Origin of the sequence: Bacillus pumilus, assembly GCF_003431975.1 — a bacterium.
Taxonomy (GTDB): Bacteria; Bacillota; Bacilli; order Bacillales; family Bacillaceae; genus Bacillus; species Bacillus pumilus_N.
Genome location: NZ_CP027116.1, coordinates 3,157,306 through 3,175,991, shown reverse-complemented (window position 1 = coordinate 3,175,991; position 18,686 = coordinate 3,157,306). Strand labels below are relative to the sequence as shown.

The 18,686-nt window shown below is 42.1% G+C and carries 17 protein-coding genes; all 17 read left to right on the top strand.

Annotation, left to right across the window (positions count from 1 at the left end; genetic code table 11):
- Positions 1 to 74 precede the first annotated feature (74 nt).
- The 17 genes from C5695_RS16540 to C5695_RS16455 all read left to right on the top strand — a co-directional run bounded on the left by C5695_RS16540 (position 75) and on the right by C5695_RS16455 (position 18,659).
- Positions 75 to 797, top strand: a complete 723-nt coding sequence (locus tag C5695_RS16540; RefSeq protein ID WP_117731654.1) for a response regulator transcription factor — start codon at positions 75 to 77, stop codon at positions 795 to 797.
- Positions 798 to 800: 3 nt separating this feature from the next.
- Positions 801 to 2,555 carry a HAMP domain-containing sensor histidine kinase gene (locus C5695_RS16535; RefSeq protein WP_117731652.1) on the top strand — a complete coding sequence of 585 codons (1,755 nt, stop codon included), beginning with the start codon at positions 801 to 803 and terminating at the stop codon, positions 2,553 to 2,555.
- A 134-nt stretch (positions 2,556 to 2,689) separates the two neighbouring features.
- Positions 2,690 to 4,126, top strand: a complete 1,437-nt coding sequence (gene uxaC / locus C5695_RS16530; protein WP_117731650.1) for a glucuronate isomerase — start codon at positions 2,690 to 2,692, stop codon at positions 4,124 to 4,126.
- Positions 4,127 to 4,194: 68 nt separating this feature from the next.
- On the top strand, positions 4,195 to 5,205 hold the full coding sequence (locus C5695_RS16525; RefSeq protein WP_117731648.1) for a LacI family DNA-binding transcriptional regulator: 1,011 nt from the start codon (positions 4,195 to 4,197) through the stop codon (positions 5,203 to 5,205).
- 59 nt (positions 5,206 to 5,264) lie between these two features.
- Entirely contained in the window at positions 5,265 to 6,722 is a 1,458-nt protein-coding gene (locus C5695_RS16520) for a tagaturonate reductase (protein ID WP_117731646.1), read from the top strand.
- On the top strand, positions 6,719 to 8,212 hold the full coding sequence (locus tag C5695_RS16515) for a UxaA family hydrolase (protein WP_117731644.1): 1,494 nt from the start codon (positions 6,719 to 6,721) through the stop codon (positions 8,210 to 8,212). Before C5695_RS16520 ends, C5695_RS16515 begins: the two co-directional genes overlap by 4 nt.
- 20 nt (positions 8,213 to 8,232) lie before the next feature.
- The gene (locus tag C5695_RS16510; RefSeq protein ID WP_117731642.1) at positions 8,233 to 9,615 is read left to right on the top strand and encodes a glycoside hydrolase family 28 protein; all 1,383 of its coding nucleotides are present in this window, start codon (positions 8,233 to 8,235) and stop codon (positions 9,613 to 9,615) included.
- A gap of 172 nt (positions 9,616 to 9,787) precedes the next feature.
- Positions 9,788 to 10,738, top strand: a complete 951-nt coding sequence (locus C5695_RS16505) for an ABC transporter substrate-binding protein (protein ID WP_117731640.1) — start codon at positions 9,788 to 9,790, stop codon at positions 10,736 to 10,738.
- Positions 10,704 to 11,762, top strand: coding sequence for a FecCD family ABC transporter permease (locus tag C5695_RS16500; RefSeq protein ID WP_117731638.1), 1,059 nt, complete (start codon positions 10,704 to 10,706; stop codon positions 11,760 to 11,762). The genes C5695_RS16505 and C5695_RS16500 overlap by 35 nt, the downstream gene beginning before the upstream one ends.
- Complete coding sequence (locus C5695_RS16495; protein WP_117731636.1) at positions 11,759 to 13,039, top strand: heme ABC transporter ATP-binding protein; 1,281 nt, start codon at positions 11,759 to 11,761, stop codon at positions 13,037 to 13,039. Before C5695_RS16500 ends, C5695_RS16495 begins: the two co-directional genes overlap by 4 nt.
- Before the next feature lie 143 nt (positions 13,040 to 13,182).
- Positions 13,183 to 13,752 (top strand): cob(I)yrinic acid a,c-diamide adenosyltransferase, encoded by a 570-nt coding sequence (locus C5695_RS16490; RefSeq protein WP_117731634.1) that lies wholly within the window; start codon positions 13,183 to 13,185, stop codon positions 13,750 to 13,752.
- A 367-nt stretch (positions 13,753 to 14,119) separates the two neighbouring features.
- The gene (locus C5695_RS16480; protein ID WP_117731632.1) at positions 14,120 to 14,512 is read left to right on the top strand and encodes a hypothetical protein; all 393 of its coding nucleotides are present in this window, start codon (positions 14,120 to 14,122) and stop codon (positions 14,510 to 14,512) included.
- 15 nt (positions 14,513 to 14,527) lie between these two features.
- On the top strand, positions 14,528 to 15,190 hold the full coding sequence (liaH, locus tag C5695_RS16475; protein ID WP_117731630.1) for a stress responsive protein LiaH: 663 nt from the start codon (positions 14,528 to 14,530) through the stop codon (positions 15,188 to 15,190).
- Between the two features lie 111 nt (positions 15,191 to 15,301).
- A complete protein-coding gene (gene liaG, locus C5695_RS16470) occupies positions 15,302 to 16,171 on the top strand; it encodes a LiaG family protein (protein WP_117731629.1) in 870 nt (289 codons plus the stop codon).
- Between the two features lie 30 nt (positions 16,172 to 16,201).
- On the top strand, positions 16,202 to 16,966 hold the full coding sequence (gene liaF / locus C5695_RS16465) for a cell wall-active antibiotics response protein LiaF (protein ID WP_233230874.1): 765 nt from the start codon (positions 16,202 to 16,204) through the stop codon (positions 16,964 to 16,966).
- Positions 16,963 to 18,027 (top strand): two-component system sensor histidine kinase LiaS, encoded by a 1,065-nt coding sequence (liaS, locus tag C5695_RS16460; protein ID WP_117731625.1) that lies wholly within the window; start codon positions 16,963 to 16,965, stop codon positions 18,025 to 18,027. Before liaF ends, liaS begins: the two co-directional genes overlap by 4 nt.
- On the top strand, positions 18,024 to 18,659 hold the full coding sequence (locus C5695_RS16455) for a two-component system response regulator LiaR (RefSeq protein WP_117731623.1): 636 nt from the start codon (positions 18,024 to 18,026) through the stop codon (positions 18,657 to 18,659). Before liaS ends, C5695_RS16455 begins: the two co-directional genes overlap by 4 nt.
- Positions 18,660 to 18,686 lie beyond the last annotated feature (27 nt).

Below are 18,686 nucleotides of genomic sequence, written 5' to 3'. Positions count from 1 at the left end.
GAAAAGAGGTACTTTTTTACTTTAGACAATGGTAATATACGGTTAGAGATCATAGCTAGAAAGGAAAGAGATGCGTGGAAACAGCAAAAATATTGATTGCAGATGACGAAGAAGCAATTGTAAAAATGGTTGAACGCGTATTAAAAAAAGAAGGATTCAAGCATATATATAAAGCCTACCATGCAGATGAAGCATTAGATGTTGTCAAAAACGAGGACATCCACCTCTTACTTCTAGACGTGATGATGCCCGGTAAGTCTGGCTTTGATGTTCTTCCTGAAATGAGAAAATATACGAAAGCGCCCATTTTCTATTTAACTGCAAGAACGTCTGATGTAGATAAACTGACCGGCTTTGCGCAGGGGGCAGATGATTACATTACAAAACCATTTAACCCGCTAGAGCTAGTGGCTAGAATTAAAGCTCACTTAAACCGAACTTATATCTCCTTGCAGGAAGACCAAGAGGATGCTCAAAGCCCATATGAATATGCCCATTTCTCCTATCATCCTCATTCAGCCGAATTAAAAGTAAGAGGAAAGGTAACCGCATGCTCAGCTCAGCTTCTCTCCTTGCTGAAGTACTTTTGTGATCATCCGAATGTGGTTCTCTCAAAAGATCAAATCTATGAGAAAGTATGGGGCGTTCCATCATATGGTGATAACAACACCGTGATGGTTCATATTCGAAAGCTGAGAGAAAAGATCGAGTTAGATCCGAGTCAGCCAGAATATATTGTGACGATCCGTGGTATGGGCTATAAATTTATACCACATCCAGCAAAGGTTCTTAATTAATTTATGAATTTACGAACAAAACTTTTCTTTCACTTTGTTGGGCAAATGTTTATTGTGATTGCCATTTTGATGATCGGACATACGTTCTCTGAGAATTTATATTTTAAAAAACACTACGAGAACATGGCTGAAACCGGTTTAACAAAAGCTGATGGAGATACACTCATGAGCTGGCTTTATTTTAATGAGGATGGAAAAATGGAAGCCGATGATCAGCTCAAGCAAGCAGTGAAAAAACGAGACGGTTGGCTGCAAGTGATTGATTCAAAAAAGCATAACGTCTATAGCTATCACCGCCCTCAGACCATTCCAACATCCTATCAAAAGGATGAAATGATCAAGATCTTTGAAAAAAGACAATTCAAAGATTACAAGATGTACTTCTGGCCCATTGAGATTGATCAAAAAAGCTTTATCGTGTTGTATGGGTTTAAAACGAACAGCACGAAGGTAGCCAATTATTTGAAACAGCACGAGAAAGATTTGGCTGCACTATCTCAATATTCGGTTGAAACGAAAGAATTCTTGAAGAGAATGAATGGATCGGTGCACCTGTTCAATGATGAAGGGAAATATTTAAAGGGCATTCGAACCAATACCAATATGAAACAAGATGTAACAGATGTTGAACTGCTCAAGTATCAATCGAAGCCTTGGGAGTTTAGAAGTGACCTGTCTTATATCAAAGTGAATAAAAACCTATATATCATCATTTCTGTACCAAATAAAGTATACAGCCCAGACGAACTTTACGAGAAAGAGACAGACGCTTTAAATCAATATACAACCATTTTAATTGCGGGTCTTGCGCTTACGGTTATCATCGTCATGACATTATGGTACTCGTATCGCTATGGACTGCCGATCTATCACATTATCCGCTGGCTGATTTTCTTATCAAGAAATAAATTGCAGGAACCAACAAACAGAAAAGGAATTCCAGTCAGTAAAAATAAAAAAGGCCGTATTAAGCGGGAATACCGATTATTTGAGGATATCCTTAAAACAATGGATCAGCTCACGCATACTTTAAAAGAGAATGAAGTAAACCGAAGAAAAATTCAAACCACAAGGGAAGAATGGATTGCCGGACTTTCTCATGATTTGAAAACACCTCTTAGTACGATTTATGGTTATGGTCTGATGCTCGAATCCGATCAATATCAATGGTCCAAAGAAGAAGTGATGGAAATGGGCCAGGTGATTCGTGAGAAATCAGAATACATGTCTACCTTGATTGAGGATTTAAACCTCACGTACCGTTTAAAAAATGGTGCCTTGCCTATTAATCGAAAACCGGTTGAGCTTGGTGAGTTTATCGCCTCTATTATGGACGAGTTTTCAAGAAACTCCTTTTCTGAGGACTTCCCATCCTCTTTTGAAGATCAAACAAACGGTGTCATTTTTGAGATCGACAAAGCCTGGTTCAGACGTGTAATTGAGAACCTACTGGCGAATGCCGTCAAGCATAATCAAAAAGGTACGCATATTACAGCTGTTTTATCTGAAACAAATGAAGAAGTTCGGATCGAAATGAAAGACAACGGATGCGGAATGGCACAGGAAACGGTCGATCACTTATTTAACCGCTACTACAGAGGGACAAATACAAATGACCCAACGAATGGCACAGGACTCGGGCTGGCAATAGCAAAAGAACTTGTCCTGCTGCATGACGGTGATATTCAAGTGGAGAGTGAACCAGGTGCTGGAACAACTATTGCGATTATCCTAAAAAAATCACCTCCTGTAAAATAGACAAAAAACGATTTTCTTTTCTAAAGGAGATCGTTTTTTCCTATTTTAGGATTGAAATCAACTTTGTAAACGATTACAATAAAAATGTTAACGTGAACAAAATATTTTTCATACGATAAGGGGGATGGGGTTTAATGAAAGCCTTTTTAGATGATCAGTTTTTACTGAACAGTCAAACGGCTGAAAAGCTATATCATGAGTTTGCAAAGGACCTTCCAATTATAGATTACCATTGTCATTTAAGTCCTAAAGAAATCTATGAAAATAAAACCTTTCAAAATATCACCGAAGCATGGCTTTATGGAGATCATTACAAATGGCGCGCTATGAGAGCAAATGGCATTCCTGAATCGCATGTTACGGGTGATGCATCAGATGATGAAAAATTTTTGGCATGGGCGAAGACCGTCCCTATGACCATAGGAAATCCACTCTATCATTGGACTCATTTGGAGCTGAGAAGATATTTCGAAGTTGAAGATCTATTAAACGAACAAAACGCAGACTTCATTTGGCAGAAAGTGAATGAAAAGCTGCAAGGAAAGGGTTTTGGTGCGAGGGACTTCATTGTGAAATCAAACGTTGAAACCGTCGTGACAACAGATGATCCAGTCGATTCACTTCAATATCACCAAAAACTGCGGGAAGAAGGATTCTCTGTACAAGTGCTTCCAGGGTTTCGCCCTGATAAAGCACTAGATATAGCGAATGATCTGTTTGTAAAATATGTTCTCGAACTGGCAGAGGTTTCAGCTACTTCAATACAATCCTATCAAGACTTCTTAAATGCACTCCGTACAAGAATTGATTTTTTCCATGAACAGGGATGTTTGATCTCAGATCATGCCATTAATGAAATGACATATGAAGAAACGTCAGAAGATGAAGTGGAGATCATTTTTCATAAAAGAATGTCTGGGCATCCATTGACGGAAGAAGAGAAAATCAAGTTTAAAACACAGACATTCATTATACTAGGTCAGGCTTACTGTGAGCGGGGCTGGGCCATGCAGCTTCATATTAATGCACTTAGAAACAACAATACGAAAATGTTTGAGCGGCTCGGACCAGATACGGGATATGATGCGATGAATGATGAGGACATGGCAAAGCCGCTTTGCAGAATATTAGATCGTTTAGAACGAGAAGATGCATTGCCAAAAACCATTCTTTATTCCTTGAACCCTCGTGACAATGTGGTCATTTCAACATTGGCTGGAAGCTTTCAAGACGGAAAAACACCAGGGAAGATGCAGCATGGCACAGCCTGGTGGTTTAATGATACGAAGCAAGGAATGACAGAGCAGATGATGGCTCTTTCCAGTATAGGACTGATCAGCCGCTTCATCGGGATGCTGACGGATTCACGAAGCTTTTTGTCGTATACGAGGCATGAATACTTCCGAAGACTGCTTTGTGATATCATTGGAGATTGGGTAGAAAAGGGAGAAGCCCCATACGACCTTGAACTGTTAGGGGGAATCGTGAAAGGAATCAGCTATGAAAATGCCAAGCAATATTTTCAATTTGATCGTGCCAAGCAGCCCCATCATCAACGTGAAATCACATGAGGAAAAAGGCAAGAAAATGAAAGCGGTTTTATGATAAGATGGTAAAAAATCATAAAAGGCGGAATAGCATGACAGTCACAATTAAAGACATAGCAAAATTGGCAAACGTCTCTCATACGACGGTATCAAGGGCTTTGAATAACAGTCCTTTTATTAAAGAGAAGACAAAACAAAAGATTTTGTCGATTGCAAAACAGCTAAATTATTCACCGAATGTCCATGCCAGAGGCCTTGTATCACAAAAATCATTTACAATCGGTCTGTTTTTTACGAGTTTAACAGAAGGCACGTCCTCAAGCTTTTTTGTGGATGCGTTAAAAGGCGTCAATAGCGTCATGACAGAGCATTATAATTTGTTTGTAAGAGGTATTGACGACTTTCATGATTATACAACCATTCATAAACAGCGCTACGACGGCATTTTGCTTATGAGTCAAAGTGAGCACGATGAAGCGTTTATCCATCATGTTAAGCAACAGGGTATTCCAATCATTGTGCTGAATCGCCGAGTAGAAAGTAATGACGTGATGAATATATTAGCAGATGATAGTCAAGGAGCATACCAGGCAGCACACTATTTCATTCAGCAAGGTCATCATCAAATCGCCATTATTGAAGGAAAAGAAGGCTTTAAATCGACTCAGGAAAGAAAAGCTGGCTTTCTCCAAGCGTTAATTGATCACCATATTCCTATGAAGAAAGAATATATGATCACAGGCGACTACCACATGAAAAATGGCTATGAATCAATGGAATCCCTGCTAACCCTTGATCATCCGCCAACAGCGCTTTTTTGCTCTAACGATGATATGGCCATTGGAGCGATGAATGCGTTATTTGCAAGAGGCAAAACGTGTCCAGAAGATGTCTCTATTATCGGTTTTGATGATATCGCATTCTCATCTTATACCACGCCTGCATTGACCACGGTGAAAAAGCCAATCGAAAAAATGTGTGCACTTGGAGCAGAAGCCATCCTATCGGTCATAAATGGTGAAGCACAAGAAGAAGATCATATGGAAAAAGTGTATGTACACACAGAGTTAATGATCAGAGATTCAGTCAAAAAGGTGCAGTAATCAGCATCTTTTAAAGAAAAATGTTCACGTGTGCATCTCACGAAGAGAGGGGAATCCATTTGAAACGTTTATCCAAAGCTATGCACCCTGTGGCGGCTTATCCAGAAACCATTTTGCAGATCGGTGAAGGGAATTTTATGCGCGGGTTTATGAACTGGCAAATTCAAAAGCTGAACGATCACACAGATTTTAAAGGAAGAGCCGTTGTTGTTCCTCCGCGAAAAGGGTCCGTTAAGGCTTTAAATGAACAAGATGGCTTATACACTTTATGTATACAAGGCTATCATGACGAGCAAGAAAAAAATGAGCGTATGATCATTCAGTCGATCAGCAGAGGAATCAGTACGTATGCCGATTACGAAGGGTTTTTAAGCGTAGCAGAAAATCCCGATCTCCGCTTTGTCTTTTCAAACACGACAGAGGCAGGACTTGTGTTTAAAAAGGAGGATCGCTTGGAGGATCGACCGCAAGCCAGTTTTCCAGGAAAGCTGACGGCATTTTTATATGAAAGGTTTAAAGCATTTGCTGGTGACGAACAAAAAGGGCTGATCATTCTTCCTTGTGAACTGGTTGAACATAACGGTGATCGATTGAGAGAATATGTGATCGACATGGCAGCTGAGTGGGACCTGCCGCCTGCATTTATCACATGGATCAAGGAAGCCAATACATTTTGTAATACGCTTGTGGATCGGATTGTTCCTGGATTTTCTAAGGAAGCGGCTGAAATCGTCCAAAAGGAAGATGGGTATATAGACGAATTGCTTGTCACATCAGAATATTATCACCTCTTTGTTATTGAAGCACCTGCCTTCGTACAAAAAGAGCTTCCCTTTCAAAAAGCAGGATTGAATGTTCTTTTTGTAGAGGATATTACGCCTTATCGCATGAGCAAAGTACGGATATTAAATGGTGCACATACAGCGATGGTGCCAATCGCTTATTCATGTGGTCTAGAAACTGTAAAGGAAGCAGTGGATGATGAGCATGTTGGTCCGTTCATCCGGCGGATGCTGGAGGAGGAAGTACTCCTAGGACTTGATCTCCCTAGAGATGAGCTTCTTCTTTATACACAGTCCGTTTGGGATCGATTTTGCAATCCATTTGTGAAGCATCAATTACTCGATATTGCGCTCAATGGTGTAGCCAAGTTCCGAACCCGTATTCTTCCGTCCTTGCTTGATTATGTTGAGCAAAAGAAAGAGCTGCCAATGAAACTTGTGTTTTCACTCAGCAGTCTCATTTATTTTTACCGAGCACATTCAGAAAAGATAAAGGATGATGAGACTGTAATGGGCTTGATGATGACAGCCTGGAAAGGGGAAAACCAATCCAATGAAACGGTCGCAGCCGAGATTCTATCATGTGAACCCTTATGGGGAAGAAATTTAACAGATGTAAAAGATTTGAGTCATGCTGTAGCGGAGCAGCTTACATTTATACAGAAGCATGGCATGAGAGTGGCTGTTCAACAAATGCTGAATCATCAATATGAAAGTCAGGGGGAGAAGGCATGAAAGATTTTATTGTGATTCACCCTTCAGATAATGTCGGTATTGCTTTAAAAGTGCTTGAGCAAGGGGAGGAACTGCACCATCAAGAGCTTTCTGTTGTCTTAAAAGAGACCATCGCTAAAGGTCATAAATTTGCATTGGCTGATATCAAGCAAAGAGAGAATATCATGAAATACGGCTATCCGATTGGGCATGCAACGACTGCTATTTCTGCTGGAGAATGGGTGCATACACATAACATTAAAACCAATCTATCAGGCAAGCTCGATTACGAATACCAGCCTTCATTCACAGATAATCCCTATGAAAAAACGAATCTTACATTTAAAGGATATAAACGAAAAAATGGGGAGAGCGGGATTCGCAATGAACTTTGGATTGTGCCAACCGTGGGATGCGTGAACGGCATCGCTGATCAAATCATTCAAATATTCATCGCTGAAATGGGCGGAAACATCCATCCCTTTGAAACAGCTCTCGTATTAAAGCACAATTATGGATGCTCACAGCTTGGGGACGATCATGAAAATACAAAAACCATTTTACAAAATGCCGTCAAGCATCCGAACGCGGGAGGGGTTCTCGTCCTTGGGCTTGGCTGTGAAAACAATGATATTGAAGATTTTCAGTCCACATTAGGTGAATATGACCGCGAGAGAGTGAAATTTTTAAGAAGCCAAGAAGTAGGAGATGAAATTGAGACGGCAGTCGCTTTACTCAAGGAAATTTATGATGCGGCGAGAGAAGATCACCGTGAAGAGATTCCGTTATCTGAACTGAAAATTGGCTTGAAGTGCGGAGGGTCTGATGGATTCTCTGGCATAACTGCAAATCCGCTTTTAGGCAGGCTGTCAGATTTTATTGTTGCTCAAGGCGGTACGACAGTGTTAACTGAAGTGCCCGAAATGTTTGGAGCTGAAACGATTTTAATGGAGAGAGCGGAATCAGAAACGACTTTCGACAATATTGTGCAAATGATTAATGACTTTAAACAATACTTTATGGATCATCGACAGCCGGTATATGAAAATCCTTCCCCGGGAAATAAAGCAGGTGGAATTTCGACATTAGAGGATAAATCTCTCGGTTGTACACAAAAAGCAGGGACTTCTGAAATTCAAGATGTATTGAAATATGGGGAGTTGCTGAAGCGAAAGGGCTTAAATTTATTAAGTGCGCCGGGGAATGATTTAGTTGCTTCATCTGCTCTTGCCGCTTCCGGCTGTCAGCTGGTTCTTTTCACAACAGGCAGAGGGACACCATTTGGCACGTTTGTTCCAACAATGAAGGTCTCAACGAATACATCCTTATATGAAACAAAAAAACACTGGATTGATTTTAATGCGGGAGAACTGCTTGAAGATATTCCAGAAGGTGTTGTGTTAGAAAAATTCATTTCAACTGTCATTGATGTGGCGAGCGGAACGCTATTAAATCATGAAAAAAACAATTTTAGAGAGCTGGCTATTTTCAAAACGGGTGTCACACTTTAAGGCGACTGGGGGATGAGATCGTGTCTAAAAAACGGGGTTTGATGTATGTCACAACAGGAGCGGTACTCACAGGAATTGGTCTCACACGTTTAGCAAGAAAAAGGGAAAAAGTTAACGGAATGGATCAAGTATTAAAGCAGATAAAAGCGCCACTGTTCCCTAATCGTGAATTCAATGTGGTACATTACGGTGCAGATGCGAAAGGGACCGAGCTCTCAACAACTGCAATTCAGTCTGCTATTGATGATGCGCACCGGTTGAAAGGAGGACGTGTGCTGATTCCAGAAGGGACGTTTGTGACAGGTGCTCTAGAATTGAAGAGTCATGTAGAGCTTCATTTGCATGAGAAAGCCTATGTGACATTCAGCCAAAACCCAAAGGATTATCTGCCCCTTGTACTGACAAGATATGAAGGGGTGGAGCTTTATAATTATTCACCTCTCATTTATGCACACCATGCAGAAAACATCGCCATTACAGGAGCTGGAACGCTTGATGGCAGAGGAGATGAGCATCATTGGTGGCCTTGGAAGTATGGAACGAATGGCCAGCCTTCTCAGGACCGTGATCGTCAGATTCTATTTGACATGGCTGAAAAGAGAATACCAGTAGAAGAAAGAGTGTTTGGAGAAGGCCATTATTTAAGATCAAGCTTTATTCAGCCCTATCAATGTCAGCAAGTTCTTATTGAAGGAGTGACAGTGAAGGATTCACCGATGTGGCAAATTCATCCGGTGTTAAGTGAAAACGTCATCATCCGCGGGGTCCATATCATCGGGCATGGGCCAAACACAGATGGTGTCAATCCAGAGTCTTGCCGGAATGTGCTCATTGAAGATTGTTATTTTGATAATGGAGATGATTGTATTGCCATCAAATCTGGCAGAAATGAGGACGGACGGCGAATAGGGATGCCATCTGAAAACATTGTCATTCGTAGAAATGAGATGCGTGATGGACATGGCGGAGTGACAATCGGGAGCGAAATCTCTGGCGGAGTAAGGTATGTATACGCAGAGAATAATGTCATGGATAGTCCGAACCTGGACCGAGCACTGCGTATTAAAACCAACTCGGTCAGAGGCGGAACCATTGAACATATTTATTTTAAAGACAATACAGTTAAAAGCTTAAAGCATGAAGTGGTCTGTATCGACATGATGTATGAAGAAGGAGATGCAGGTACTCATCGTCCTGTTGTACGTCATATTGAAGTAGAAGGACTTAAAAGCAGCGGCGGACGGTATGGTGTGAAAATAGCTGCCTACCCACATTCCCCTGTGACACACTTCAGCATGAAGAATTGTGTCATAGATCATGTGTCGTACCCACTTTCTTTGGAACATGCAGTAGCTCCTTCTTTCCAGAAAGTCGTCATCAACGGGGAAAAAATTAATAGATAATTGGGTGGGAAACAGTCTTTTTAGAGGCTGTTTTTCTTTTATTCGAACGGAAAAAACGCTTTTAGAAATCACATATACAACCTATCTGCACTGTAGTATAATATTCCCGAAATTAGAAAAGAATTGACGAAAGAGATTTCGTCAAGCAGTACATAAACCAGGGGGTTCATTCATGAAAAAGTTAACAGCCATTTGGCTATCGCTATTGCTTGTGATGGGTGTTTTAGCAGGATGTGCAGGTGCTGACACAGATCATCAGGCTAAGAGTTCACAAAATAACGAAACAACAGCTGCGGCATTTCCTGTATCAATTAAAGATGCAGCTGGCAAAACAGTCGAAATCAAGGAACAGCCTAAACGCATCGTTTCGTTAATTCCGAGTAATACAGAGGTTGCCTATGCACTTGGTCTTGGAGATAAAATAGTCGGACGATCAGACTTTGACAATTATCCAAAGGAAGTTGAAAAGGTAGAGAAGATTGGCGGACTTGAATTCAATGTCGAGAAGGTTATTTCCTTAAAGCCCGATCTTGTACTAGCTCATGCATCGCAGATGGGATCAAAAGATGGATTTAAACAGCTTGAAGATGCAGGGATTCAAGTGCTGACTGTAAATGATGCCACCTCCTTTAAGGACGTGTACAAATCAATCAACATGATCGGAGAAGCAGCCGGAGTAAAAGAAGCATCGACAAAGCTTGTAGACGAGATGAAAACAAAACTGAATGACATCAAGAAACAAGCAGAGTCAATTTCCAAAGACAAACAAAAAACAGTCTTTGTCGAAGTATCAGGTGCGCCTGAAATATATACAACAGGTACGAATACATTTATGAACGAAATGCTTTCTGCTATACATGCAAAAAATGCTGCTGGCGATCAAACTGGCTGGGTGCAAGTAACAGAAGAATCGATTATCAAACGAAATCCTGATGTCATTGTCACGATTGATGGTTCCAGTTTAGCTGATCTGAAAAAGAGAGATGGCTGGAATGCGATCAAAGCAGTGAAAGAAAAACAAGTCTTTCAATTGAATACGGATCTCGCATCAAGACCGGGACCGCGATTGGTTGAAGGAGTCGAGGCTCTTGCGAAAAGCATCTATCCTGACACGTTCAAATAAATTCATCGTCGCATACACACTAAGTGCTTTACTTCTTGTGGTGAGCATTGGAATGGGAATCTCCTTTGGAAGCTTAGGGATTCCCATTCCGTCTATTCTCCGTATTTTTGTTCATGAACTATTCGGGGTGCAGATTGGCACCATAGATTCAATTGATCGCAATATTATGATGAATATTCGGCTGCCGAGGGTCATATTAGCGGCACTAGTCGGAGCAGCGCTGTCCTTATCTGGTGCAGCCTTTCAAGGTTTATTAAAAAATCCCCTTGCAGATCCTTATACGCTAGGTGTATCTCAAGGGGCATCAGTTGGAGCTGTCGCGACACTATTTTTTAGCTTGCAGCTCCCTTTGCTCGGCAGTTTCACACTGCCTTTTTTCAGTATGACAACAGCGCTTGTGACCCTATGTCTCGTCCTCTTTTTTGCGCGTCTTGTTCATCGGGGAATGAGCATCTCTTCTTTAATCTTAACAGGGGTGATTTTCAGCTCCTTTTTGGGCGCGCTTATCTCATTAATGATTGCTTTAACGGGTGATGATCTAAAAGAGATTATTCATTGGCTTCTCGGCAGTGTGTCCATGAGGGGCTGGCGCTATATTGCGCTTTTCCTCCCTTTCTTTTTTATTGGGACCTTTGCGTTAATGCTGATGGGTCGGGATTTGAATGTCATGACGTATGGAGAGGAGAAGGCACAGCTATTAGGTGTCCATGTGAAAAGGAGCAAATATATCGTGCTGCTTGCTGGTTCGATTCTGACTGGAAGTGCGGTAGCGGTGTCAGGGACGATCGGATTTGTGGGACTTGTGATTCCGCACTTTATCCGTCTCCTAGCTATCACAGATCACCGGCATCTCCTACCTTTGTCTATGCTGAACGGCGCTTCGTTTCTCGTTTTAGCAGATGTGTTGTCCCGGACGATCATTGAGCCGACTGAATTACCGATTGGCATCATTACTGCGTTAATTGGTGCTCCTGTATTTGGCATCATCCTTATCCGCAAATATAGAGGAGGGACGCATCTATGATTCAAGTGAAGGAAGTCAGAGGTGGATATGGAGAGAAAGAGGTCATACGTGGCATCAATTTTGAGGTGAAGCAAGGAGAATTTCTCGGTATACTTGGCCCAAATGGGAGCGGGAAGTCGACCTTGCTGAAGCTGATTTCTGGAATGCTGGCACCTAAGAGTGGCGAAGTGCGCGTGAGCGGTCAACTGGTTCAATCCTACCGTCCGAAGGTGCTTGCGCAAAAAATGGCTGTTCTTCCGCAGAAAACGGACCAAGCCTTCTCATTTACAGTGGGAGAAACGGTTCAATTTGGTCGTTATCCATATCAAAAAGGATGGCTGCAATCTGTTACGCAAGAGGATATGCAGATTGTAAACAAAGTAATGGAACAAACGGATGTTGCGCAGTTTAAGGATCAATCCATCCATGAGTTGAGCGGGGGAGAGCAGCAGCGTGTTTACTTGGCACAGGCATTAGCTCAGCAACCTGAATATTTATTGCTGGATGAACCAACCAGTTTTCTTGATTTGGCTTATCAAAAAGACTTGCTTGATTTAATTAAAGAAGAAACCACTTCCTCTAGCTTAACGGTGATCGGCGTGTTTCATGATGTGAACATCGCCAGTTTGTATTGTGACCGGTTGCTGCTACTTGATGAAGGAAAGACTGAAATGATAGGACAGCCGCATCACGTCTTGACACCTGAGCGGATCAATCGTGTATATGAAACAAATGTGACACCGCTCCAGCATCCATTTCGGCCAAACCCTCAGCTGATCATTGAGCCTGCGGGGGAGTCTCTAGCATCAAATGAGAAGTTAGCAGATGGATGGAGCACATATGACGAAGAAGGAATGATGTTTTCCATCAAACAGCCGCTTCGCATCCTTTCCTCACATGAGAAAAGAGGTGGCTTCTTTTGGAAAAGATCTCTCGGAACGGGAAGTGAGACGCTTCTTGACGAACTGGATGATCGTGAAGGACTATTGTTTTACGACCAAACGAATGGATCAAAACAATTTGCTGCTGAAGACACAGAAGACGATATGGTGCTTTACGGTATGCGCCAGCAAGACGAGCTGACCATTTGGCTTGTGCTGAAAGAAACTCGATCAGACGGATCGTCTGTTCAGCTCATGGGGCAGCTTGTCCACATGATCAAACAAGCGACGAGCATGCCTATTCATCATCTTTGTATCGCTATTGCGGGTATGCAAGAAACAAAAAATGGTGAGCTTTTACAAGAAAGATTAAGGCAGAAATTGCACCGTCTTCTTTATACATTGAATGCCATTTAAAAGTGAACCAAAGGGTTCGCTTTTTTTGATTGATCATGTGATTCAATCGAATATTAAAAACACATTGTTTTAGCAAAACAAATACAACCCCTCCACTTCAGGGTATACTAAAAGGACAAAGCAATGGAAAAGGGGGAACACCGATGAAACTTTATACAAAAACAGGGGATCGAGGCCAAACCGGCTTGATCGGCGGGAGAGCCGACAAGGATGATGTTAGAGTAGAGGCGTACGGCACGTTAGATGAGGCAAATAGCTTTATTGGACTTGCACATGCAAATTTACGTCAGCATGGCGAATTGTTTCAAGACATTCTGTCAGAGCTTACGGTCATACAGCATGAGCTGTTTGATTGCGGCGGAGATTTGGCAACAGTCAAACCACACAAAGAAGGTAAATTAACTGAAGCGTCTGTAGCCGTCCTTGAGCAAAGAATGGATGTCTATGTAGAAGAAGCCACGCCGCTCACCAAGTTTATTTTACCAGGCGGCCAGGAAGGCGCTGCTCTTTTACATGTGGCGCGGACAGTCGTCAGACGAGCAGAGCGGCATATGGTGACGCTTGCGAAGCAGGGAGAGATTCCAGCGGTTGCGCTCACATATGTAAATCGGCTCTCTGACTATTTATTTGCAGCCGCCCGGATCGTGAATCATCGGCTCGGTGATGCGGATGTTGAATATGAACGAAGCGCAGACGTGTTTCGGTCTAAATAAGGAAAAGCACTCTTCACATTCGAAGAGTGCTCAGCGTGTAGTCAAACCCTCGCATTCTTTGTCAGTCCTGCGTGCTGGTGCTCACGAATGTCAAATTCGCTCCGCGCCAGTACTCGGCCTTTCTAGACTTCAAAGGTTTTCTATCACGCTGAAAAGAAGACAAATGGCTAAAATCAAGATCATTTTAGCCATTTGTCAATATTCTGAGCACTCTTCACATTCGAAGAGTGCTTTTTTATTGGGTTCTAACGCACAGTCTGAGTGAAGTTACGACTCTGGTCGCAATGAAAGATCAATCTGCGACACGTTTTGCCAGCTTTCTTTTTTGACTATAGTTAAAGCAAGGAGCAAGAAAGGAGGCATGAAGATGAAATTAACAAGTAAAACCATCATCGGTTCGATATTCATGTTTGTCGGTCTATCCATCTTCTTTGGTGGTTCGATCGGAGGGCTGATCCCGATTCTGATTGGGGCGTGGCTCATCTATGTAGGTGTAAAGAAATATGAGAAAGGCAGCAAAACTTTCGGTGTCATTCTAGCAGTCATTGGTGTACTGATCGTCGTGCAATCTCTGCCATTTATTTTTGGAATTGCTTTGGCTGGAGGGCTTCTCTACTTTGGCTGGACGATGATCAATGGTGAACAGGCAAAAGAATCGTCGAGTCGATCATATATGGAGCCGAACACGGCACCGAAAATGGATGAACCGATTCACACGTCATTTGATCAAGAATGGGAAGATTTTTTAAAGAAAAAATAAGAGGAGGAATATCAAATGGTATTCAGAAGAGTAAGAGATATGTTTGTTGCAACGGTCAATGAAGGTTTAGATAAATTAGAGAATCCGCGTGTCATGTTGAATCAGTACGTTCGTGATATGGAGGACGATATCGCCAAAGCAAAACACGCGATCATCAAACAGCAAACGATTCAGCAGGGTTTCCTGCGCAAAGCAGAAGAGACGGAAGCCTTTGCTGATAAAAGAAAGAAACAAGCTGAGCTGGCATTTCATTCAGGAGAAGAAGAGCTGGCACGAAAAGCGCTCACAGAAATGAAGTATTTTGAAGAAAAGCACCAGGAATATCAGGAAGCCTACCAGCAATCTGTGAAACAATTAAAAGAGCTGAAAGAGCAATTGCAGCAATTAGAAACGAAGCTGCGTGATATTAAAGACAAGAAGCAGGCACTCATTGCAAGAGCAAATGCCGCACAGGCAAAGCAGCATATGAACGAATCCATGAATAAAGTAGACAGTGAAAGTGCATATAAGGAATTTCTTCGAATGGAGAATCGTATTGAAGAAATGGAAACAAAAGCGGGCAGCTATGCACAATTTGCTGATCAAGGGGCATATGCTCATCTAGACTATGCAGATGAAGTTGAAAAAGAATGGCAGAAGCTAAAGCTTGAGAAGAAGCCAGAACAGCAAGCAAACTAAGAAATCGATGTCAAATCGGAAGAAAAGCAGGTTTTTTCTTCCGATATTTGATTTCTTTCTGTTTCGCTTTTCCTTATAATGAAAAGGTCAGAAGATAAAGGGATGGTATGAATGAAGCGGTTAATCGGTCTAATTTGTATAATTGTAGGTGTCTTTTTAATGATTGGGATGCTCTTCAAAAATGAAGATCTCTTTCATTTAAGCTTCTCCCGTGAAAAAGCTGTCACAACAGCTTCAGCGAAAAAAGGTGAGGTGGATCAATTAGATGTCTCTCTTTCTGGATTTCGTGTGAAGGTTCAGCCTGAAGATCGTTCCGATATTTCCGTGATGGTCGTAGGTGGAAAAGGGAAAATGTTTGCAAAACAAACGGGCAGTACATTCAACGTCCGTGCTGAAAAAAAAGGATTCTTGTTTTTCTCCTCATTTGAAAAAGGAGAACTCTTAGTTAAAATTCCAACAGATTATCATAAAAATGTGAAGATTACGGGTGGAACCGGGGTCAGCGAGATGGATGGCGAAGGGAAGCTGTCTCTTCAAGATGTGACGCTCAAATCAACAAGCGGAAACCTCAAAGCCGAGAATTTCTCAGCAAACAATGTAGAAATCAAAGCGACATCCGGTAGGCTCTCCGTGTCTCACATTGATGCGAAAAATAGTGATATTGGGACAACTTCAGGCCGTGCCGATATTAAAGATGTTAAAGGAGAACTGCAGCTAGGCATGACGAGTGGTAGATTGACGGCAAGCTTTGATACTATTACGTCACCTGTCTCCTTTCAAATGACATCAGGCAGCGCAAAATTTAACCTGCCGGATGAAGGAGATTTCAACGTTCAAGTGAAAAAAACAAGCGGCAGTGTCGATCATTCCTATCAATTTGATCAAGCAGATAGTGAAGGTCGAGGCTTTAAAGGCACGCGTGGAAAAGGGACACACTTAGTCGATATTGAGATGACAAGTGGAAACCTCAAGCTGCGGTAAAGAACGAAAGAAAGGAAGGAGGCGAGTCAACTGCGTTTTTCAAGGAATCAAATTTTAGGCATCATTGTCGTGATTTTTGGTATTAATCTATTTCTCAAAATTATTGGGATCGGAGCCGATTTGTTTTGGCCTGTGTTTTTTGCGCTTGCGGGCTATTGGCTGCACTCACGATCCAAACGTTGGCTCGGTTCAGTTTCCTATATTTTTGCCGGCTTTCTCTTTTTAAAATTCCTGCTCAATATTACGTTTAGTCTCACAGGGTATTTATTTGCGGCCTTTTTGATATATGCCGGCTATCGCTTATTGAAAAACAAACCCGTTTTTGATGTCGATAAAAAGGAAGCACCGGAGGGCGGTAAGCCATCTCTGAAAGTCAATCTTGAAAAAGAGGGCGAGCAAAAGAAAACAAAGAGCCAGACAAAGCCGCGCAAAGAGCATGACTTTTTTATTGGTGAAGTCAGGCTGATGAAAAAACCGTTTCAATTAAGTGATTTGACGATTTCAGGGTTTATCGGGGATGTCAAAATCGACTTATCCAAGGCGATCATCGCAGAAGAAGAAAGTACGATCGTGATTAGCGGGCTCATTGGAGACGTGGATATTTACGTACCGCAGGATATTGAAGTGTGTGTGAGTGCTTCAGCCGCGATCGGTGATATGAAAATCATAGATGAAAAAAGAAGCGGATTCGGCAGTAAAGTGTATGTGATGACCGACAATTACGATGAGAGTAAACGAAAAGTGAAAATCTCCATCTCTTTACTGATCGGAGATGTGGATGTGAGATACTTATGAGGAGACTCCATCTAGGTATCCAGTGGCAATCTATTCGTCTTGGAGTAGGGATCTCGCTTGGTGTTGTCATCATGACGATGCTGCCCATGTTTTTTTATTATCAGCTTGATCCGATGATTCTCCTCTCTACCCGCTGGTTCGGCATCCCGTTTTTTTGTATTTTACTGATCATTAGTCTTGCCATTGGGGTTTCTGCCTCACATGTATTTGGCTATCAGCATAAAAAGCGTCTTGATCAGCTTGTAGAGTCGATTTTAAAGTTTGAAAATGGGAACTTTGCATACAGACTGCCGTCTCTTGGTGACGATGAAATTGGCTTAGCGGCCGATCAATTAAATGAAATGGCGAAGCGAGTGGAAGGGCAAGTAGCCTCTTTGCAAAAGCTCTCGAATGAGCGAGCGGAATGGCAGGTGCAAATGAAGAAATCAGTCGTGTCAGAAGAACGTCAACGTCTGGCGCGAGAACTGCATGATGCGGTCAGCCAGCAGTTGTTTGCGATTTCAATGATGACCTCTGCGATTCTTGAAGGTATGAAGGAAAACGATGAAAAGATTTTAAAGCAGATGCGCCTAGTCGAACGAATGGCTGGCGATGCACAAAATGAAATGCGTGCGCTTTTGCTTCATCTCAGACCGATCACCCTTGAAGGAAAAGACTTGAAAAAAGGCTTGATTGAACTCCTAAATGAATTTCAAGCAAAGCAGCCGATTGATATTGATTGGGAAATAGAAGATGATGTACCGCTCTCAAAAGGAGTAGAGGATCACCTCTTCCGAATTGTACAGGAAGCCCTGTCAAATGTGTTCAGGCATGCAAAGGCAACAAAGGTGACAGTACGTCTGCTCATCCGAAATCGGCAAGTTCAGCTGAAGATTATCGATAATGGGATCGGCTTTCAAACAGATCATGTGAAGACAGCTTCCTATGGGCTTGAATCGATTCGTGAAAGAACAAGTGAAGTAGGCGGTGTCGCGGAGATTATGTCATTTGAAGGAAAAGGAACACAAATTGATGTGAAGGTTCCTATTTTTGATGAAGGAAAAGGAGAGAACGTTCGATGATTCGAGTGCTTTTAATCGACGATCACGAAATGGTGAGAATGGGGCTTGCTGCCTTTTTAGAGGCGCAGGCTGATATTGAAGTCATTGGTGAAGCGTCAGATGGACAACAAGGTGTAGAGCTAGCGGTTGAATTAAAGCCAGATGTGATTTTAATGGATCTTGTCATGGAAGGAATGGATGGCATCGAAGCAACGAAGAGAATTTGCCAAAAAATTGACGATGCCAAAATCATCGTTCTGACGAGCTTTATTGACGATGATAAAGTCTATCCGGTCATTGAGGCTGGTGCTTTAAGCTATTTGTTAAAAACATCCAAGGCAGGGGAAATTGCTGATGCCATTCGATCTGCAAGTATCGGCGAACCAAGACTTGAATCAAAAGTGGCTGGAAAGGTCATGAATAAGCTCCGTCATTCCTCAAATGGGTCCATCCTTCACGATGCCTTAACAGCACGGGAAATGGAAATCTTGAAGCTGATTGCCGATGGTAAATCAAATAAAGTCATTGCCGAGGAACTATTTATTACCATTAAAACGGTGAAAACCCATATTACCAACATTCTTTCCAAACTCGATGTAGAAGACCGAACGCAAGCGGCTGTGTATGCGCATCGCCATAAGCTGATTCAATAAAATAAAAAACAGCTTTCAAATGAAAGC